At 70.4% G+C, this 18,593-nt stretch carries 18 protein-coding genes; 3 read left to right on the forward strand and 15 right to left on the reverse strand.

Going from position 1 to position 18,593, the window contains the following annotated elements; translation table 11 throughout:
- Positions 1–5: 5 nt before the first annotated feature.
- Genes plsX through CR157_RS01630 form a run of 3 tightly spaced genes read right to left on the reverse strand, consistent with a single transcriptional unit; the run spans position 6 to position 1,900 of the window.
- Positions 6–1,130: a phosphate acyltransferase PlsX gene (gene plsX, locus CR157_RS01620; protein WP_110281798.1), complete on the reverse strand. Its 1,125-nt coding sequence runs from the start codon at positions 1,128–1,130 to the stop codon at positions 6–8.
- A 38-nt stretch (positions 1,131–1,168) separates the two neighbouring features.
- Positions 1,169–1,339 (reverse strand): 50S ribosomal protein L32, encoded by a 171-nt coding sequence (gene rpmF / locus CR157_RS01625; RefSeq protein ID WP_110281799.1) that lies wholly within the window; start codon positions 1,337–1,339, stop codon positions 1,169–1,171.
- 33 nt (positions 1,340–1,372) lie between these two features.
- Complete coding sequence (locus CR157_RS01630) at positions 1,373–1,900, reverse strand: YceD family protein (RefSeq protein ID WP_110281800.1); 528 nt, start codon at positions 1,898–1,900, stop codon at positions 1,373–1,375.
- 101 nt (positions 1,901–2,001) lie between these two features.
- Here CR157_RS01630 and CR157_RS01635 point away from each other — a divergent pair, with 101 nt between their 5' ends.
- A complete protein-coding gene (locus tag CR157_RS01635; RefSeq protein ID WP_110281801.1) occupies positions 2,002–2,583 on the forward strand; it encodes a Maf family protein in 582 nt (193 codons plus the stop codon).
- A gap of 151 nt (positions 2,584–2,734) precedes the next feature.
- Here the strand turns inward: CR157_RS01635 and sppA are convergent, their stop codons facing one another.
- Genes sppA through CR157_RS01650 form a run of 3 tightly spaced genes read right to left on the reverse strand, consistent with a single transcriptional unit; the run spans position 2,735 to position 5,455 of the window.
- On the reverse strand, positions 2,735–3,814 hold the full coding sequence (gene sppA / locus CR157_RS01640; RefSeq protein ID WP_110281802.1) for a signal peptide peptidase SppA: 1,080 nt from the start codon (positions 3,812–3,814) through the stop codon (positions 2,735–2,737).
- A 30-nt stretch (positions 3,815–3,844) separates the two neighbouring features.
- Positions 3,845–4,495 (reverse strand): HAD-IA family hydrolase, encoded by a 651-nt coding sequence (locus CR157_RS01645; RefSeq protein WP_110281803.1) that lies wholly within the window; start codon positions 4,493–4,495, stop codon positions 3,845–3,847.
- A 12-nt stretch (positions 4,496–4,507) separates the two neighbouring features.
- Positions 4,508–5,455 carry an RluA family pseudouridine synthase gene (locus CR157_RS01650; protein WP_110281804.1) on the reverse strand — a complete coding sequence of 316 codons (948 nt, stop codon included), beginning with the start codon at positions 5,453–5,455 and terminating at the stop codon, positions 4,508–4,510.
- 589 nt (positions 5,456–6,044) lie between these two features.
- On the opposite strand from CR157_RS01650, the gene rne reads away from it, so the two are divergent.
- Positions 6,045–8,984 carry a ribonuclease E gene (rne, locus tag CR157_RS01655; RefSeq protein WP_181421932.1) on the forward strand — a complete coding sequence of 980 codons (2,940 nt, stop codon included), beginning with the start codon at positions 6,045–6,047 and terminating at the stop codon, positions 8,982–8,984.
- Positions 8,985–9,059: 75 nt separating this feature from the next.
- Here the strand turns inward: rne and murB are convergent, their stop codons facing one another.
- The 9 genes from murB to CR157_RS01700 are packed head-to-tail and all read right to left on the reverse strand — an operon-like array spanning position 9,060 to position 17,840.
- The gene (gene murB / locus CR157_RS01660; RefSeq protein ID WP_110281805.1) at positions 9,060–10,088 is read right to left on the reverse strand and encodes a UDP-N-acetylmuramate dehydrogenase; all 1,029 of its coding nucleotides are present in this window, start codon (positions 10,086–10,088) and stop codon (positions 9,060–9,062) included.
- Positions 10,085–10,561, reverse strand: coding sequence for a low molecular weight protein-tyrosine-phosphatase (locus tag CR157_RS01665; RefSeq protein WP_110281806.1), 477 nt, complete (start codon positions 10,559–10,561; stop codon positions 10,085–10,087). Before CR157_RS01665 ends, murB begins: the two co-directional genes overlap by 4 nt.
- A complete protein-coding gene (gene kdsB / locus CR157_RS01670; RefSeq protein ID WP_110282785.1) occupies positions 10,561–11,343 on the reverse strand; it encodes a 3-deoxy-manno-octulosonate cytidylyltransferase in 783 nt (260 codons plus the stop codon). The genes CR157_RS01665 and kdsB overlap by 1 nt, the downstream gene beginning before the upstream one ends.
- A gap of 11 nt (positions 11,344–11,354) precedes the next feature.
- Entirely contained in the window at positions 11,355–11,564 is a 210-nt protein-coding gene (locus tag CR157_RS01675; RefSeq protein WP_110281807.1) for a Trm112 family protein, read from the reverse strand.
- Positions 11,565–11,612: 48 nt separating this feature from the next.
- Entirely contained in the window at positions 11,613–12,644 is a 1,032-nt protein-coding gene (gene lpxK / locus CR157_RS01680) for a tetraacyldisaccharide 4'-kinase (protein WP_110281808.1), read from the reverse strand.
- A 2-nt stretch (positions 12,645–12,646) separates the two neighbouring features.
- Positions 12,647–14,398, reverse strand: coding sequence for a lipid A export permease/ATP-binding protein MsbA (gene msbA, locus CR157_RS01685; protein WP_258364038.1), 1,752 nt, complete (start codon positions 14,396–14,398; stop codon positions 12,647–12,649).
- Positions 14,395–14,817 carry an ExbD/TolR family protein gene (locus tag CR157_RS01690; RefSeq protein WP_110281809.1) on the reverse strand — a complete coding sequence of 141 codons (423 nt, stop codon included), beginning with the start codon at positions 14,815–14,817 and terminating at the stop codon, positions 14,395–14,397. Before CR157_RS01690 ends, msbA begins: the two co-directional genes overlap by 4 nt.
- Positions 14,814–15,512, reverse strand: a complete 699-nt coding sequence (locus CR157_RS01695) for a MotA/TolQ/ExbB proton channel family protein (protein WP_181421933.1) — start codon at positions 15,510–15,512, stop codon at positions 14,814–14,816. The genes CR157_RS01690 and CR157_RS01695 overlap by 4 nt, the downstream gene beginning before the upstream one ends.
- A gap of 36 nt (positions 15,513–15,548) precedes the next feature.
- Positions 15,549–17,840, reverse strand: a complete 2,292-nt coding sequence (locus CR157_RS01700) for a DNA internalization-related competence protein ComEC/Rec2 (protein ID WP_110281810.1) — start codon at positions 17,838–17,840, stop codon at positions 15,549–15,551.
- Positions 17,841–17,979: 139 nt separating this feature from the next.
- On the opposite strand from CR157_RS01700, the gene CR157_RS01705 reads away from it, so the two are divergent.
- The gene (locus CR157_RS01705; protein ID WP_110281811.1) at positions 17,980–18,522 is read left to right on the forward strand and encodes a DUF2062 domain-containing protein; all 543 of its coding nucleotides are present in this window, start codon (positions 17,980–17,982) and stop codon (positions 18,520–18,522) included.
- The last annotated feature ends 71 nt before the right edge of the window (positions 18,523–18,593 follow it).

Raw genomic sequence — 18,593 nt, forward strand, 5'->3', positions numbered from 1 at the left:
GTCTTTCACCTTTGCTCTTGTTGGCTTTCATCGCCACCGGCCGAGCCCGGCTCGTCCGGTGCGAAGGTCATGGATCGACTGTCGGCTCGACCGGCACCGCCGATCGACGCGAAAGCAGACCGTCGCTGGCCGAGCTCGGCCGCGAGTCGAGTGGGCAGGTCGCGATTCACCTCCTGCACCGCCCTGGCCACCGCATAGTGGAAGCCGGCGGCATCGACACTGCCGTGGCTCTTGACCACGATGCCGGCCAGGCCGAGCAGGCTGGCGCCGTTGTAGCGTACCGGGTCCAGCTCGTTCTTCAGGCGCCGGAGCGTCGGTCGCGCCAGGGCACCCACCAGGCGACTGCTCCAGTGGGCGTCGAAGGCGACCTGCACCCGCTCGACCAGCATCCGCGCCAGCCCCTCGCTGGCCTTGAGCACCGCATTGCCGACGAAGCCGTCGCACACTACCACATCGGCGCCACCGCTGAAGACGCCGTCGCCCTCCACGAAACCGCAGTAGGCGATGGCCGGCATCCGCCGCAGCCGGGCGTCGGCCTCGCGCACGCTGGCGGTGCCCTTGGTGCCCTCGACCCCGACGTTGAGCAGTGCCACCCGGGGGGCAACCACGCCATCCACGTGGCGCGACATCACCTCACCCATCAGGGCGAAATCCACCAACCGCTCGGCGGAGGCCTCGACATTGGCCCCCAGGTCGAGCAGGTAGCAACGCCCCTCGTCACGGGTGGGGATGGCGGTACTGATGGCCGGCCGCGGGATTCCCGCCACCGTGCCCAGGGCGCGCCGGGCCAGGGCCATCAGCGCCCCGGTATTGCCGGCGCTGACCCCGGCCAAGGCCTCGCCGCTGGCGACGCAGTCGAGCATCCTCGCCATGCTGGTATCGCGACCATGGCGCAGGGCATCGGATGGCCGCTGGGCCTGGCCGATGACCGAGTCGGCATCTGCGACGTCCAGACGCGAACCCGCCGCGGCGAGCTGCCGCGGCAGGCGAGAGATCTCGTCTTGCAACTGCCGGCGGGGGCCGAACAGCCGGATCTCGAGGCGAGGGTCCTGGATGGCAGCACTGGCCGCCCCCTGCACGGTGGCACGGGGACCGAGGTCACCGCCCATCGCGTCGATGGCAATCAGCACGTCAGCGGCCAGCTGTCACCGAGGGAGTCGTCGTCGCCTCAGGCGTCGACGACCTTGCGCCCCCGGTAGAAACCGTCCGGCGTCACGTGGTGGCGCAGGTGGGTGGTGCCGGTTTCCTTGTCCTGGGCCAGGGCCGGGGCACTGAGGGCGTCGTGGCTGCGACGCATGCCGCGCTTGGAACGGGTCTTGCGGTTCTGTTGAACTGCCATGGGATGTCACTCCAGAGTGCAATCGATGATGAATCAGTGTTTGCCCTTGAGGCGCTTGAGCACCTCGAACGGACTCGCAGCGGGCTCGCGTGCCGCCTCGGCATCCGCCCCGCTGGTCAGCTGGTCGCGAGAGACCTCACAGTCGGCCTCGTCGTGGTAAACCACCTGAGGCAGGCTGAGGATCAGTTCATCCTCGACCACCGTCAGCAGGTTCAGCTGTTCGTTTTCCACCAGCACCGGCTCGTGGGTGCTCGGCAGCTCGGCCGCCAGGGCGTCGCTTGTGACCATGCCCAGCAGGAACTCGCTCTCGACGCGCTGCGCCAGGGGCGAGAGGCAGCGTCGGCACGGCAACCGCAGCTCGGCCTCGAGGCGACCACGGATCACCCGCCGCCCCTGGGCGTCGATGCCGAAGTCGAGCCAGACGCGGCAGTCGCCGGCCTGGGCCCCGACCTCGTCGGTGAGGCGTGCGAAGCCATCGAGGGCCATCAGCCCCTCGAGGTGCTCGGCGCGGGCGGCGAGCTTGTAGGGCTCGACCCTGCTGGGAAGTCGTGTGGTCAACATAGGCGCGCAATGATAGGCACTCGCCCAGCCCCTGTCAAAGCTACCGTCACCAGGCATTACAATGGGTCACCATCATTCCTCCACTGCCCGGGAGTACGGCCATGCCCCGCCTCGTTCTCGCCTCAGGTTCCCGCTGGCGTCGCCAGCTGCTCGACCGCCTGGAAATCCCCTACGCCTGGGCCAGCCCCGACATCGACGAGACCCCACAGCCGGGCGAGTCGCCCGAGGCACTGGTGCACCGGCTGGCCCTGGCCAAGGCCAGCCGCCTGGCCGACGACTGGCCGGACCACCTGATCATCGGCTCCGACCAGGTGGCGGTCTTCGAGGGCGAGATCCTCGGCAAGCCGGGCGACGAGGCCACGGCTCGGGCCAACCTGACGCGCTTCTCGGGCAAGCGGGTACGCTTTGTCACCGGCCTGGCGCTGGTCGATACCGGCCGTGGCCGGCACCGGGTCTGCCACGAGCGCTACGAGGTGGTGTTCCGCGCACTGAGCGAGGGCGAGATCGCCCGCTATGTGGAGCGGGAACGCCCCCTGGACAGCGCCGGCAGCTTCCGCATGGAGGGGCTGGGCATCGCCCTCTTCGAGAAGCTCGAGGGGGACGACCCCAACACCCTGATCGGCCTGCCGCTGATCCGCCTCTGCGCCCTGCTGCGCGAGGCGGGGCTGGATCCGCTGAGGTAGTGCCAACCAAGTGAGCGGCGCCGGGGACAGGCCGAAGCGGAGGTCCTTTTCCAGGGATGGGAAAGGTAGTGCCCAGGGAGGGGTTCACAGCGCCTCCGCGCAGGCCTGTCGCCGGGAAAGCCGCGACTCCAGGCCCCAGGCGCTCGGTGCTTCAGGGCAGCTGATAGCGCAGCGGCGACTGGCCAGTGGGCTCGCCCAGCCATTCCATGGCGACCCGGCCGAACCGCCGCGAGATACGCTCGAAGGGGTCCAGGCGCGGCGTGTAGTCGCGGACCCGCGGCTCGGGCAGTCGCTCCCGGGCCAGGCCGTCGAGGCTGCCGATGGTATCGACCAACCCCAGTTCGAGGGCCTGCTCGCCACTCCATATCAGGCCGCTGAAGAGCCGCTCGTCATCGGCCAGGCGGTCGCCGCGCCCCTGGCGCACGTCGTCGATGAACTGGCGATGGGTGGTCTCCAGCACCGACTGCCAGAAGGCACGCTGCTCCGGCGCCACCGACGAGAAGGGGTCGAGGAAGGCCTTGTTCTCCCCGGCGGCATAGACCCGGCGCTCGATGCCCAGCCGCTCGATGGCCTCCTCGAAGCCGAAACTGGCGGAGATCACGCCGATCGAGCCGACCAGGCTGGCGGGCGCGGCGATCACCTCGTCCGCCGCCGCGGCGATGTAATAGGCGCCGCTGGCCCCGATATCCTCGATCACCGCGACGATCGGCTTGTCGCCCTCGTCGCGCAGACGCATCACCTCATCGAAGATGCGCTGGGACTGCACCGGGCTACCGCCGGGACTGTCGATGTGCAGCACCACGACGGCGGCACCTTTGGCATCCCAGGCACGGTTCAGCCCCTCGATGATGCGCTCGGCACTGGCCGGTGACTCGCTGTCGATCGCCCCCTTCACCTTGACCACGCCGAGGTGCGGCCCCGCCGGCGCCCCGGGGCTCGGGGCCCCGAAGATCCCGTAGAGGGTGGCGGCCAGCGATGCCAGGATCAGCAGCGCGAAGAAGAAGCGGAAGAACAGCTTCCAGCGCCGGGAGCGGCGCTGCTCCACCAGCACCCCGCCGATCCAGCGGTCCATCATCTCCAACTGGGCCAGGCGCTGGCGCTCGCGCAGCGTCTCGGCATCCTCGGCCGGCGGCGCAGGCGGCGCCTCGCGCTGCTGTCGCACCTCTCGGGCCTCGTCTGGATTCAGCTCGGGCCCATGGGTCCAGCGGTCGTTTCGCTTGTCGTCGCTCATGATCACCCTGTCCTTGAAGTGCTGGAAACGCTAGCCGAGAAGCCAGTCGAAGAGCTCGGGAGCCGCCTCGGCGGTAAACACCGGGCGGCTGGCGGCCAAGCGCGCCGGGGAATGGACGCCATAGGTCACCGCCACCCGGTCCATGCCCAGGGTCCGGGCCATCTCCAGATCGTACTCGGTATCGCCGATCATCACCGCCTCGCCGACATCGACGCCGAGCTCGGCGAGGAGTTCCTCGAGCATCCGCGGATGGGGCTTGGAGCGCGTCTCGTCGGCGGTACGACTGGCATGGAACCAGCGCCCGCTACCGCTCTCGCGGAACACCCGGTCGAGCCCCCGGCGGCTCTTGCCGGTGGCCACCGCCAGGCGCTGACCGGTGGTGCCGTACAGCCGGGCCAGCCCCGCCTCCACGCCGGGAAAGAAGCGCATGGGCGTGGTGTCGCCCTCGACGAAATGGAAGGCGTAGCGGCTCCGCAGCAGCTCGGCGCGCCCGGCATCGATGCCGGGGCAGAGGGTGGCGATCGCCTCGGGCAGCCCCAGGCCAATGATGTTGCGAACGCTCTCGGGACTCAGCTCGCCCCAGCCGGCATCCCGGGCCGCCGCCTGCATGCAGGAGACGATACGGGCGGCGGAATCCATCAGGGTGCCGTCCCAGTCGAAGATCGCCAGTCGATAACGCATGAGGTCTCCCGGTCAGGACGCTCGGCGGGCCCGGGCGAGCACCGCCTCGAGCTCGTCGGGCAAGGGGGCCCTGATCTGCACCGGACGCCCACTGGTGGGCTCGGGGAAGGTCAGGGTGGCGGCATGCAGGAACAGCCGTGACAGGCCGAGGCCGGCGGCGTGCCGCTCGCCCTCGCGCGAGCCGTACTTGTCGTCACCCAGCAGCGGGTGGCCGGCGTGGGCGGCATGCACACGAATCTGGTGGGTCCGCCCGGTGACCGGCTCGGCCTCGACCAGAGTGGCCTTCTCGAAGGCCTCGCGCACCGCGAAGCGGGTGCGGGCCACCTTGCCGGCGGGATCGACACGCACCCGGCGCTCGCCGTTGCCCAGTTCGAAACGCTCCAGGCGGGCCGCGACGAAGTCACGCCGTGCCGGCCAGCGGCCGGCCACCAGCGCGAGGTACTGCTTGTCCATCCGGTGCTGCTTGAGCGACTCGTTGAGGGCGAGCAGCGCCGGGCGCGACTTGGCCAGCAACAGGCAGCCCGAGGTGTCGCGATCCAGGCGGTGGACCAGCTCGAGGAAGTCGAGGTCCTCGCGCACCTGGCGCAGTGCCTCGATCAGGCCGATCTTCACCCCGCTGCCGCCGTGCACGGCGAGCCCCGCCGGCTTGTTGATCACCAGCCAGTCGCGCCCCTCCACCAGGACGCTGCCGGCGAGCAGGTTGCGCAGGTTGTCGCTGACCTCGCGCACCGCCTCGCGCGGGGTCAGCTTGAGCGGCGGAATGCGCACCATGTCGCCCGGCGCCAGGCGGGTGTCGGCCTTGACGCGTTTCTTGTTCACCCGCACCTCGCCCTTGCGGACGATGCGATAGATGAGCGCCCGTGGCACGCCCTTGATGCGCGTCATCAGGAAATTGTCGACCCGCTGGCCCGCCTGGCCCTCGGTCACTTCCACCCACTGCACGTCGCGCCCTTCGGCCATGCCGAGTCTCCACTGCCAACCTGCCGGAAAAGCCGCATTCTATCGCACCGGGCGTCGTCCTGCGCCAATTGCCGCTCCCTCCCCTTTACTGTTATATTGCTGGCTCGCCTCAATGGGTCCAATCGGCCCGATTGTGCGCCTGCACGACAGACACGCAGGCCGGAGCGAAAAGATCAGGCCGCGACGACGCCCGCTACCATGACGTCCCGCCGCCGAGCAGCGAAAGCAAGAAACGAGAAAGCGATACTCACGCCACGCCCGAATCCCCGTTTGCCCCGCTGTCATGGGGCGGACGCAGGCCACGGGAAACGTTCAACATCGTGCCGGAGGCCGGCGTTGGCGAATCGATGAATGCCAGGTGTTGGCGGTGACCGCAGGGCCGGATGGGTGATTCCCCACCGAGACATGTCCTGCCTCCGCCCCGTACTCAACATGGTCATGCCGTGCTGGAAGCGTTGAACACGCCTCGTTCCGACACGGCCGGGCGCTACTGCGCATCCGCGACATGCGCTGAGCACAAGCACGCAGCACCCAGAGGTTCGCCTACGTCGACGACCGCCATCCGGCGCGCCAAGACTAGCGAGACACTATGAAACGGATGCTCATCAATGCGACCCAGCCCGAAGAGCTGCGCGTCGCACTGGTCGATGGTCAGCGCCTCTACGACCTGGACATCGAGTCCGGTGCCCGGGAACAGAAGAAAGCCAACATCTATCGCGGCAAGATTACCCGCGTCGAACCCTCCCTCGAAGCCGCCTTCGTCGACTTCGGTGCCGACCGCCATGGCTTCCTGCCGCTGAAGGAGATCTCCCGCGAGTACTTCGTCAAGGAGCCTGCCGGCCGCCCCAGCATCAAGGAGGTCCTCAAGGAGGGCCAGGAAGTCATCGTCCAGGTCGACAAGGAGGAGCGCGGCAACAAGGGGGCGGCACTCACCACCTTCATCAGCCTGGCCGGCCGCTTCCTGGTACTGATGCCCAACAATCCCAAGGCCGGCGGCATCTCCCGGCGCATCGAGGGCGAAGAGCGCAGCCAGCTCAAGGACGCCATGGGCCAGCTCACGGTGCCCGACAAGATGGGCCTGATCGTGCGTACCGCCGGCATCGGCCGCTCCCCCGAGGAGCTGCAGTGGGACCTGGACTACCTGGTACAGGTTTGGGAATCGATCACCGCCGAGGCCGGCAAGCGCCCTGCCCCCTTCCTGATCTACCGCGAGTCCAACGTCATCATCCGCGCCATGCGCGACTACCTGCGCCAGGACATCGGCGAGGTGCTGATCGACAGCGAGCAGATCCATCAGGATGCCCTGGCCTTCATCCGCCAGGTGATGCCCTCCTACCAGCAGAAGATCAAGCTCTACGTCGACGAGGTGCCGCTGTTCTCGCGCTTCCAGATCGAGTCGCAGATCGAAACCGCCTACGAGCGCGAGGTCAAGCTCCCCTCCGGCGGCTCCATCGTCATCGACCACACCGAGGCGCTGGTCTCCATCGACATCAACTCGGCCCGGGCCACTCGCGGCAGCGACATCGAGGAGACCGCCCTGCAGACCAACCTGGAGGCGGCCGACGAGATCGCGCGCCAGCTGCGCCTGCGCGACATCGGCGGCCTGGTGGTGATCGACTTCATCGACATGAGTCCGGCGCGCAACCAGCGCGAGGTCGAGAACCGCATGCGCGACGCGCTCAAGCTCGACCGCGCCCGGGTGCAGATCGGCCGCATCTCCCGCTTCGGGCTGATGGAGATGTCCCGCCAGCGCCTGCGCCCCTCGCTGGGCGAGACCAGCGGCGTGGTCTGCCCGCGCTGCGTCGGCCAGGGCACCATCCGCGACGTGCGCTCCCTGGCCCTCTCGATCATGCGCCTGATCGAGGAAGAGGCGATGAAGGAGCGCAGCGCCCAGATCCGCGCCATCCTGCCGGTGCCGGTGGCCACCTACCTGCTCAACGAGAAGCGTAACGTGCTGGCCGACATCGAGCGTCGCCAGGGCGTCCGCGTGGTGCTGCTGCCCAGCCCCGAGATGGACACGCCACACTATGACGTCCAGCGCCTGCGTGACGACCATGTGGACGAGGAGGGTACCGCCACCCTGTCCAGCTTCGAGCTCTCCACCGACACCGAGGTGGGCAAGGAGCCGGACGCCGCCTTCGGCAAGCCGGTGCAGCGTGCCGAGGCCGCGGTCAAGACCGTGATCCACCACGAGCCGGCACCCGCCTCCCTGCAGCAGGAAGAGGTACCGGCCACCGCCCCGGCTCCTACCCCCAAGGCGGCTCCTACCGCCAAGGCGGCTCCTCCCGCCGCCCCCGAGCCCCAGGCCGGTGTGCTGGGTCGCCTGGTCAAGGGGCTGGCCAAGCTGCTCGGCAGCGAGGAAGCACCTGGCGGCGAGGCCGCGAAATCGCCGGCACGCGACAGCGACGAGAAGCGAGCCGGCCAGGGTACCCGCAAGCCCGCCCCGCGCGACGAGGAGCGCAGCGATCGCGGAGGCCGCGGCGGTCGACAGCGCCGCCCGCGCAGCGACGAACGCCGCAGCGACGAGCGCCGCTCCCCCCGCCAGGAGAGTGAGCGTGTCGAGGGCAAGGCCGAGACCACCGAGGGCCGTGGCGGACGCGGCGGCCGTGGACGCGGCCGCCAGGACAGCGACCGCCAGGGTCGGGGGCCGCAGCAGGAGGCCGCCAAGCCTCGCGAGGAGGCTCCCCGGCGCCAGAAGGGTGGCGACAAGCCCGCCGAAAAACCGGCCGAGAAGCCCGTCGAAAAGAGCGCCGAGAAGCCGTCGGAGCCCATGGACGACGGCAAGCCCAAGCGCACCCGCAACAATCCACGCAACCGGAGTCGCCAGCACGCCATCAACCCCAAGGCCGAAGCCGAGCAGAAGCGCCTGCAGGCCGAGGCCGCCGAAGCGCCGGCAGCGACCGACGCGGATGGCGCCCAGCCCCCTCGAGGCGAGGTAAAGGCGGAAGCTGCCAAGGCCGAGACGCCGAAGCCGCAGGCCAAGCCGACCGAGAAGGCCGGGGCCCCGAAGCCCGAGGCCAAGCCGACCGAGAAGGCCGAGGCACCCAAGCAGCCGGAGGCCAAGCCGACCGAGAAGGCCGAGGCACCCAAGCAGCCGGAGGCCAAGCAGCCAGAGGCCGAGCAGGCCGGGGCCCCGAAGCCCGAGGCCAAGCCGACCGAGAAGGCCGAGGCCCCGAAGCCCGAGGCCAAGCCGACCGCGAAGGCCGAGGCCAAGCCGGCCGAGGCCCCGAAGCCCGAGGCCAAGCCGACCGAGCGGGCCGAGGCGCCCAAGCAGCCGCAGGCCAAGCCGGCCGAGGCGCCGAAGCCCGAAGCCAGGCCGACCGCGAAGGCCGAGGCGCCCAAGCAGCCGCAGGCCAAGCCGACCGAGCAGGCCGAGGCGCCCAAGCCCGAAGCCAAGCCGGCCGAGAAGGCCGCCGAGGCGGAGGCATCGCAGCCCTCCAGCCGCCGTCGCCGTCGCGCTCACAACGACCCGCGGGAGATCCGCCGTCGTGAGCAGGAGGCCAAGGCCAGGGAAAGCAAGCAGGGCTGAACCGTGCCCGCCCCCAACGACGACGCCCGCGCATCTGCGCGGGCGTCGTCGTTCTGGCGTCCTGCGGGACGAGGCTCAGGCGGTCGCCCTGCTCTCCCCCGCCAGGCGTGGTTCCCGTTCCAGGGCGACCCCGAACCGCTCCTCGACCCGATCGGCCACGGCATCGGCGAAGGCCAGCAGTTCGGCCGCGCTGCCGCCCCCGAAGTGCACCAGCACCAGCGCCTGGCGCCGATGGACGCCGAAGTGCCCTCGGCACCAGCCCTTGAGCCCGCAGCGGTCGATCAGCCAGCCGGCCGCCAGCTTCACCCGACCATCGGGCTGGGGAAAGTGCGGCAGCCCAGGGTGGTCGGCCAGTAATCGCCGGGCCGTCCCGGCATCCACCAGCGGATTCTTGAAGAAGCTGCCGGCATTGCCCAGCGTCAGGGGATCGGGCAGCTTCTCGCGGCGTATCGCACAGACCGCCTCGGCCACCGCCAGCGGCGTCGGCTCGGGGCCGACCCGTGCCGCCAGATCACCGTAGCCGAGCCGGGGACGCGGGGTACGCGACAACCGCAACACCAGCCGGGTGATCGCCACTCGGCCATCCAGGGTGCCCTTGAAGATGCTGTCGCGATAGCCGAAGGCGCAGTCCGCGGCCGTGAACACCGCCTCGCGGCCGTCGTCGAGGTGGACGAGATGCACGGCCTCGAGCACCTCGCAAAGCTCCGCGCCGTAGGCACCGATGTTCTGGATCGGCGCGGCACCGCAATGACCGGGGATCAGCGCCAGGTTCTCGGTACCCCAGAGGCCTCGCTCGGCCAGGGCCATTACCAGTTCATGCCAGACCACGCCGGCCTCGGCATGCACCAGGACCTCGTCCCCCTGCTCCTCCAGCCACCAGGCGGCCATCGCCGGCTGCACCACCAGCCCCGGGAGCCGCTCGGGCAGGATCAGGTTGCTGCCGCCGCCCAGCAGCGTCAACGGCCAGCCCTCCCGCTCGGCCAGCGCCAGGGTGGCGCGCAACTCCACCGGGTCCCGGGGAGCGGCGAAGCGCTCGGCCACACAGGGAAGGCCCAGGGTATTGGCCCGGCCGAGGTCGTGCGCGACGAACGGTCTCGGGCTCAAGGCGAACGCTCCAGACGGGACTCGAGCTCCTCGAGCAGGCCGCGGGAGGCCGCCTCGATCAGGTCCAGCACCTCCTCGAAGCCACCCTCGCCGCCGAAGTAGGGGTCCGGCACCGCCCGATCGTGATGCCCGGCGAACGCCAGGAAGAGCCCGACTTGGGCCTCGCAGTCGGCGGGGCGCCGGGCTTCGATGGCCGCCAGGTTGTCGTGATCCATGGCCAGCAGGTAGTCGAAGCGGGCGAAGTCCTCGTCGGCGAGCTGGCGAGCCCGCAGCGCCGAGAGGTCGATGCCGCGCCGCGCCGCCGCCTCCCGGGCCCGCGGGTCCGGCGCCTTGCCCACATGCCAGGGGCCGATGCCGCAGGAGTCCACCTCCACCCGGCCGGCCAGTCCACGCTCCTCGAGCAGGCGGCGGAACACCCCCTCGGCGGTGGGCGATCGGCAGATGTTGCCCAGACAGACGAACAGCACCCGCATCACTCCTCTCCTCCGCTCTCGTTACCGGCACTCATCAGCGCGCGAACCCGCGTCAGGTCCGCCTCGGTATCCACCCCGGCAGGATGGGGCACCCGCGCCAGTGCCACCTGGATGGCGTGGCCGTGGTGCAGGGCACGCAACTGCTCGAGCTGTTCGAGCCGCTCGAGCGATGACGGTGGCCAGTCACGGTAGTCGGCGAGAAAGCCCGCCCGGTAGGCGTAGATCCCGATATGGCGCAGCCAGGCATCTGTCTCGAGCAGCTCGGGACGCGTGGCGAAGGCCTCGCGGTCCCAGGGGATGGGCGCCCGGGAGAAGTAGAGGGCACGACCGGAGAGCGCGCGCACCACCTTCACCACATTGGGATTGAACAGCGTCTCGACCTCCGCGATCGGCTCGGCCAGGGTGGCGATGGTGGCCCCGGGATCGTCGAACAGCCGGGCGGCCACCTGGTCGATCAACGCCGGCGGAATCAGCGGCTCGTCGCCCTGGACATTGACCAGCACCGCGTCGTCGGCCAGGCCCAGGCGCTCGGCCACCTCGGCCAGGCGATCGGTGCCCGAGGGATGGTCGGCACGCGTCAGCAGCACCTCGGCATCGAACGGTGCCAGGGCCGCGCGGATGCGCTCGTCGTCGGTGGCCACCACGACCCGGCCGGCGGCGCTCTCGCAGGCACGCTGCCAGACATGGGCCACCATGGGCATGCCGTTGATCTCCGCCAGCGGCTTGCCCGGCAGCCGCGACGAGGCATGCCGCGCCGGGATCACCGCGATGAACTCCTTCATGCCGATTCCCATCACGCCTCACCCTTGCGTCCGGGTGACTCATGGAGCTTCTCGTCGACGTCCAGGGCCCGCGCCTCCTCGGGCAGCATCACGGGGATACCGTCACGCACCGGGTAGGCCAGGCCGTCGAAGAGGCAATGCAGCTCCTCGGCCTCCCGGCGATACTTGAGCTTGCCCTTGCACAGCGGGCAGACCAGCATGGCCAGCAGTTCCTTGTCCATCTCTCGCACCTCCCACTTGGATTGCCCCGGGTCGTGTGACTCCCGGGATCAATAGCCTGCTTCGCCCCGGGATACCGTCCGGGGCGATCGAAACGTCTCCAGCCGCGCCTCGAGCCAGGCCACGAAGCCGGCATCGGGGCGCGCCTCCACCTCCAGCACCCAGCTGCCGGGGGGCGCCAGGTCTCGACACTTGGTCGCATCCTTGGCGGTCATCACCACCGGGAGACCGTCGTCGAACACCAGGTCCTCGACACGGAACTCATGGTGATCGGCGAAGGGATGGAGCATCGCCTCGACTCCAAGCCCTTCCAGGGTGGCGAGGAAGCGGCCCGGATTACCGATCCCGGCGACGGCGTGCACCGGCCCGGCGAAGGGCAAGGGCACCACCGGGCGGTGCTCGCCATCCGCCAGGGACCGCCAGCCGGCCGGCACCAACGCCATGCCATGGGCGCCCTCGGGCGGCACGAAGGCGGGGTCTCCGTTGATCACCACCCCATCGACGCCCTGGAGGCGCGACAGGGGCTCGCGCAGCGGTCCCGCCGGCAGGCAGCGGCCATTGCCGAACCCCCGGCGGCCGTCGACCACTACCAGCTCCAGGTCGCGCCCCAGTGCCAGGTGCTGCAGGCCATCGTCACTGATCAGGATATCGCATCCCGCCTCGAGCAGCCGCCCGGCCCCCCGTGGCCGGTTCGGGTCCACCACCAGCGGCAGCCCCGTCTGGTCGAACAGCATGCGCGGCTCGTCGCCGCTCTCGGCCACCGGAGTCGTGTCTCCCACCCGTAGCGGGTAGCCGGCCACCTTGCCGCCATAGCCCCGGGAGACGATGCCGGGACGCCAGCCGCGCTCGACGAGGAAGTGCGCCAGCCAGGCGACCAGCGGCGACTTGCCGGTGCCGCCCAGGGTGATGTTGCCGACCACGATCACCGGCACCGGCGCTCGCCATACGGGCTTGCCGCCGGTGGCGTAGGCCGCGGCACGGCGAGCGACCACCCGGCGGTAGAGCGCCTCCAGCGGGCGCAGGGCACAGAGCCAGGCATCGCCCCGGTAGGCCGCCTCGAGCCAGCGTTCGCCCAGGCTCATCGCTACAGGGCCTCCTGGAACTGCAACCGGTGCAGGGCCGCATAGGCCCCCTCCCGGGTCAGCAGCTCGGCATGGCTACCCTGCTCGATGATCTCGCCCTGTTCCATCACCAGGATGCGGTCGGCCCGTTCGATGGTCGACAGACGGTGCGCGATGACGAAGGTGGTGCGCCCGCGGCACACTTCCTCCAGCGCCGCCTGGATATGGCGCTCGGACTCGGTATCCAGCGCCGAGGTGGCCTCGTCGAGGATCAGCAGGGGCGCATCCTTGAAGATCGCCCGGGCGATGGCCAGGCGCTGACGCTGACCGCCGGAGAGCATCACGCCGTTGTCGCCCACCACGGTGGCGTAGCCCTCGGGCAAGCGCTCGATGAACTCGTGGGCGTGGGCGGCCCGGGCGGCGGCCTCGATGGCCGCGGGGTCGGCGTCGGGCACCCCGTAGGCGATGTTATCGGCGATGCTGGTGTTGAACAGGGTCACCTGCTGCGAGACCAGGGCGATCTGGCGACGCAGCGGCGTCAGCCGGTAGTCGTCGAGGGGGATGCCGTCGATCACCACCCGCCCGGCGGTCGGCCAGTAGAAACGCGGCAGCAGGCCGACCAGCGTCGACTTGCCGCTGCCGGAGCGGCCGACGATGGCCACCATCTCGCCCGGCGCCACCTCGAGATCGATCCCCTTGAGGACCTCGGGCTGGCCCTCCCCGTAGGCGAAACGCACGCCCTCGAAGGCCACGTGCCCCGCGAGGCGGCCGGGGTCGTGCTCGCCCTCGTCCCGCTCGGGCGGCTCCTCGAGCAGGCCGAACAGCTCGCTGGCGGCGGCGATGCCCTTCTGGATCTCGCTGTTGATCTCGGTGAGCTGGCGCACCGGCTTGGCCATCAATGAAGCCGCGGTGACGAAGGCGACGAACTCGCCGGGGGTCATGTCGGCCATCAGGCCCGGGGCCAGGGCCAGCCACACCAGCACCGCCAGCGACAGGGCCACCAGCAGCTGGATCACGGGGGTGCTGATCGCCTTGGTCAGCGCCTCCTTCATGCTCTGCTGGCGGTTGTATTCGCTGGCCGCGGCGAAGCGCGCCTTCTCGAAGGCTTCGGCGCCGTGGGTGCGGACCACCCGATAACCCGAGAGCGCTTCGGAGGCGACATGGGTGACATCACCCATGGACGCCTGGATACGGCTCGAGATGCGCCGGAAGCGCTTGCTGGCGTAGCTGACCACCCCGCCGATCAGCGGCGTCACCGCCAGGAACAGCAGGGTCAGCATCCAGTTGGTCCACAGCAGGTAGCCGATCAGCCCGAGGACGAAGAGCCCTTCGCGCAGCAGGATGGTGATCGCCTTGGTGGCCGCCCCGGTGACCTGCTCGACATGGTAGGTGACCCGGGAGATCAGGTGGCCGCTTGAGTGGGTGTCGAAGAAACGCCCGGGGAGGTGCAGCATGTGGTTGAAGACGTTGCAGCGCAGCGCATGCACGATATTGCGCGCCACGTTGCTCATGAAATAGGTGCCGAGGAAGGTGCCGAGGCCCCGGGCGGCGAACATGCCCACCACGAACAACGGCAGGAACAGCCGGAAGGCGGCATCCGGGTCCTGGATGCCGTCGATCAGCCGCTTCATCATCTCCGCCAGGGCGGTACTGGAGGCGGCATAGATGACATAGCCGACGATCGCCAGAAGGAAGGAGCGCCAGTGCGGCCTGACGTAGCCCAGCAGCTGCTTGTAGAGGGTCCAGCCCGAATGTTGGGTCCCGTAGAGAATCACGGTGTCTCCGCTTGTGTGGATGAAGCCTCGGTGGTGGCGATGCGCACCTGGCGGATACCGAGGGCACCGGCCTGGTCCAGGGCCCGGACCACGGCGGAGTGGCTGGCCCGGCCATCGGCCTCCAGCACCAGGCCGTGGCGGCGGGCCTGCTCGGCCTCGGCGGCCAGCGCCTCGCCCAGCCCGGAGGCGGCAAGCTCCCGATCGCCGAGGCGATAGCTGCCCGCCGCCGTGACCACCAGGGTTACCGGCGAAACCTCGGCCGCCACGCCGCTGACGCTCTCGGGCAGTTCCAGCTCGAGCGCCTGGCGCGTCTCGAAGGTCGTCGAGACCATGAAGAAGATCAGCAGCAGGAAGACCACGTCGATCAGCGGCGTGAGATTCACCTCCACCGGATCGCGCCGGGTGCGCGGAAACCTCACGACGGCTTCACCCTCGGGGCGATGCGCCCGTCGGCTTCCAGGCGTTCGCCATCCCGCTCGCCCTCATGGCGTTCGGCCAGGGTCAGTTCGCCGGGGTAATGGGCGAGGAACTCCACCACCTGGCCGGCCTGCTCCTCCATGCGCACGGTGATGTCCTCGACCCGGCGCTGGAAGTAGCGGTGAAACATCAGCGCCGGAATCGCCACCGTGAGGCCCGCCGCCGTGGTGACCAGGGCCCGGGAGATGCCACCGGCCAGGTCGGCGGTGCGGCTGGCGCCATCGCCGGCGACGATCACCGAGAACACTTCGATCATGCCCACCACGGTACCCAGCAGGCCGATCAGCGGGGTAATGGCGGCGATGGTGCCGAGCGGGCTCAGGAAGCGCTCCATGTCATGGATCACCGCGGTGGCGGCCTCCTGCAACCTCGACCGCACCTGCTCGTGACCGAGGCGCGCGTTGCGCAGCCCCGCGGCCAGGACCCCGCCCAGCGGCGAGTGACTCTCCAGCCAGTAGAGGTTGACCTGGCCCCGGGCCACCAGCGAGCAGACCTCCTGCCCCAGCCCCAGCGGCGCGATGCGACTCGCCCGCAGCGTCCACAACCGCTCGATGATGATCACCGTGGCCAGCAGGGAGCAGCCGAGCAACGGCAGCATCAGCCAGCCCCCGGCGATCAGGGCCTCCATCATGTCCATGCCGTCCCCCTCAAGAGCCCTGGAATCACACGCTTTTCATTCGAGCGATTCTAACGCAAGGCAGTCGCCTCCGACACCGCTGCGCCGCCAGGCCGTGGGGCGCTCGCTCACCACGTCGCCGAAGGCGGCCTCGCCCAGCCAGAGGGTCACGGCGCCGTCGTGGGCGGTGCTCCACAGGCAGCTACCGGTGCGGCGAAAGCGCCGGACCACCGCGTCATCGGGATGACCGAAGGGGTTGTCACGCCCGGCGCTGAAGATGACGTGGCGCGGCGACAGGGTCTGCACCAGCTGGGGGCCGGAGCTGGTGCGGCTGCCGTGGTGGCCGGCGACCAGCACCGTCACCGGCCTGCGGGCCTCGAGCAGCCAGGCCCGCTCCACCTCGCGCCCCACGTCACCGGTGATCAACAGGCGATGATCGCCGGCCGTGGCCTCGAGCACGCAGGAGCGGTCGTTGCTGGAGAGCTCGCCGGTCTCGGCCGGCGGCCAGAGGAAACGGAAGCGCACCCCGTCACGCTCCCAGGCCTCGCCCGCGCGGCAGGGGACGGCGGGCACGCCGACCGCCTCCCCGGCCGGGGCCAGGAAGCGAGACACCTCATGCTCGGCGGCCAGCAGCGGCACGCCACCGGCGTGGTCGAGATCGGCGTGGCTGACGATGACGTCATCGAAACGCTGGCCCGGCGGCCACAGCGAGGCCAACGGGGCAAAGCCCGAGGCGAAGCGCGGCCCGGCATCGTAGAGCAGCCGATAGTTGGCGGTACTCAGCTCGACGAGCTGGCCCTGCCCCACATCGTGCACCCTGGCCCGCAGCTGGCCTGGCGCCGACGACTCCGACGCCAGGGTCAGCGGCACCAGGGCCAGCAACAGGCTGGCCACCAGGCGCAGCGACCGGGCCAGACCGGGGAGCGCCCAGAGCAGCGCCACCATGCCCGATGCCAGGCCCAACGGCGTCACCAGTGCCGGGTCGGGCAGCCATAGCGGCAGCCAGGTCACCGCCAGGTCGAGCAGCCAGGCGAGCCCCTCCGCCAGTTCGCCGAACAGCCACCAGCAGAGGCGCGAGAGCGGCGGCAGCCAGGCCAGCAGCCAGCCGAGCAGCCCCAGGGGCACCAGCAGGCTGCTGACCAGCGGCACGGCGACCAGGTTGACCAGTGGTGCGGCCGGAGCCAGGCGGGCGAAGGCCAGCAACACGGCGGCCGCCATCAGCGGCGCCAGCAACAGCTGGGAGCGCACCAGCGCCCAGAGCCAGCCACGCACGCCCCGGGGCCTGGGTCGCCCCTGCCAGATCAGGATGAGCAGCGCCACGGCGGCGAACGACAGCCACAGCCCCGGGCGCCAGGCGGAGCGGGGATCGAGCAGCAGCACCAGTCCCAGCGCCAGCCACCAGGCCTGCCAGGGGCCGGGCGCATGGCGGCCACTGGCCACCCAGAGCCCCACCAGGGTCATCACCATGGCCCGCAGGGCCGGCGGCTCGAGACCGGCCAGCCAGGCATAGCCCACCGCCGCGGCCCCGGCCAGCCACCAGGGCCAGACGGCCAGGCGCCAGTTCCCCGGCGCAACCAGGCGAGCCGTACCGCGGGCCATCCCCAGGACGAAGGCCGCCACCAGGCCGACATGCAGGCCCGAGATCACCATCAGGTGAGTGGTGCCGCTGGCATTGAGCAGCTCCCAGTCGGCCTGCTGCAGTCGCTCGCTGGCCCCCAGGGTCAGGGCCGCCAGCCAGCGCGACGCCCGGGGCTCCAGCGCCCGGGCGTCGAGAAACTCCAGCGCCCGGCGACGCGGCGCGGGTCCTGCCGCCTCGAGCCGCCGCGCAGCGGGCTCGCGGCGCACATAGCCGGTGGCCTGGATACCCTCGCGCCACAGCCAGGCACGGTAGTCGAAAGTATGGGGATTGGCGAAGCCCGTCGGCGGTCGCAGGCGTACCGTGACGGCCCAGCGCTCGCCGGGCTGTATCGCCGGGGCGTCGAAGGCGCTGAGTCGCAGACGGCGCAGGTCGTCGCAGGGCAGCCGGTTGGTGGCGAGAGGTGCACAGGAGTCGACGGCGACCACCAGCCGCGTCAACCGCTCCTCCCGGGCCACCGACAGCACCCGGGCGTCCACGGCGAGGTCCTCACGGGTCAGGCCGGCCGGCAGCTCGGCGCCCCGCGCCAGCAGCAGGGCGATGGCGACACCGGTCATCGCCACCACCGGCAGCAGCTCTGCCAGGCGGCGACGGGCCATGGCCAGCAGCAGCGCCAGCCCCAGCGCCTCCGCCAGGCCCGCCGGTGCCTGGTGCCCCAACAGCACGCCACCGAGGGCGGCGAGCGCCAGGGGGATGGCCAGTCCGAAAGGCATTCCCTTGCTCCTGCATCGACTGCCGCCGGAGAGCGGATGACGGCAGCGCCCTGCCAGGCAAGCGTTGGGTGACTGGCATGGCGAGACTCGTGGCTTGTATGGATAATAGCTCGGGTCCCGAAGCAGCGAGTCCGACGACATGCCGCGCCGATTCCTGCAGCGCTACATGCCCCACCCCGACACCCTCAGGCGCCAGCGCTCGCTGCGCTTCATGGGCCACCTGATCGGTAATCCCTCCCTCTGGGTGCTGTCGCGTCGCAGCGTGGCCAACGCCTTCTCCGTGGGACTGTTCAGCGCCATGCTGCCGATCCCCTTCCAGATGATGGTGGCCGCCTTCGGTGCCTGGCTGGTGCGCTGCAACCTGCCGCTGGCGGTGGGGCTGGTGTGGATCACCAATCCGCTGACCATGCCGCTGATCTTCTACGGCAACTACCGGCTCGGCGCCTGGCTGATGGACGCCCCGGCCCGGCAGGCGCCGAGCCGCCTGTCGACACGCTGGGTTGCCGAGCAGATGGCCGACATCCTGCCGGCCCTGGCGGTGGGCTCGGTGGCCTCGGCGCTCGTCATCGCGATCCTCGGCAATGTGGCGATTCGCCTCATCTGGCGCTGGCAGGTCTCACGCAGTTGGAAGCAGCGCGCCCGGCGCCGGCGCAAGCGCCGGCGCCAGGAACAGGCCCCCTGACCCGCCAGGTGTCCGGGCCCGCCGCCGAAACCGCGGCGACCGGCGCCAGGGCGCCGGTCGCCGTGTGTCTG

Origin of the sequence: Halomonas sp. LBP4 (genome assembly GCF_003202205.1) — a bacterium.
Classification (GTDB): Bacteria; Pseudomonadota; Gammaproteobacteria; order Pseudomonadales; family Halomonadaceae; genus Halomonas; species Halomonas flagellata.

Bases quoted from the DNA above. Each gene is read 5' to 3' on its own strand.
- rpmF (WP_110281799.1), bottom strand. From the start codon at position 1,339: ATGGCAGTTCAACAGAACCGCAAGACCCGTTCCAAGCGCGGCATGCGT.
- CR157_RS01630 (WP_110281800.1), bottom strand. From the start codon at position 1,900: ATGTTGACCACACGACTTCCCAGCAGGGTCGAGCCCTACAAGCTCGCC.
- CR157_RS01635 (WP_110281801.1), top strand. From the start codon at position 2,002: ATGCCCCGCCTCGTTCTCGCCTCAGGTTCCCGCTGGCGTCGCCAGCTG.
- sppA (WP_110281802.1), bottom strand. From the start codon at position 3,814: ATGAGCGACGACAAGCGAAACGACCGCTGGACCCATGGGCCCGAGCTG.
- CR157_RS01645 (WP_110281803.1), bottom strand. From the start codon at position 4,495: ATGCGTTATCGACTGGCGATCTTCGACTGGGACGGCACCCTGATGGAT.
- CR157_RS01650 (WP_110281804.1), bottom strand. From the start codon at position 5,455: ATGGCCGAAGGGCGCGACGTGCAGTGGGTGGAAGTGACCGAGGGCCAG.
- rne (WP_181421932.1), top strand. From the start codon at position 6,045: ATGAAACGGATGCTCATCAATGCGACCCAGCCCGAAGAGCTGCGCGTC.
- CR157_RS01665 (WP_110281806.1), bottom strand. From the start codon at position 10,561: ATGCGGGTGCTGTTCGTCTGTCTGGGCAACATCTGCCGATCGCCCACC.
- kdsB (WP_110282785.1), bottom strand. From the start codon at position 11,343: ATGAAGGAGTTCATCGCGGTGATCCCGGCGCGGCATGCCTCGTCGCGG.
- CR157_RS01675 (WP_110281807.1), bottom strand. From the start codon at position 11,564: ATGGACAAGGAACTGCTGGCCATGCTGGTCTGCCCGCTGTGCAAGGGC.
- lpxK (WP_110281808.1), bottom strand. From the start codon at position 12,644: ATGAGCCTGGGCGAACGCTGGCTCGAGGCGGCCTACCGGGGCGATGCC.
- CR157_RS01695 (WP_181421933.1), bottom strand. From the start codon at position 15,512: ATGGACATGATGGAGGCCCTGATCGCCGGGGGCTGGCTGATGCTGCCG.
- CR157_RS01700 (WP_110281810.1), bottom strand. From the start codon at position 17,840: ATGCCTTTCGGACTGGCCATCCCCCTGGCGCTCGCCGCCCTCGGTGGC.
- CR157_RS01705 (WP_110281811.1), top strand. From the start codon at position 17,980: ATGCCGCGCCGATTCCTGCAGCGCTACATGCCCCACCCCGACACCCTC.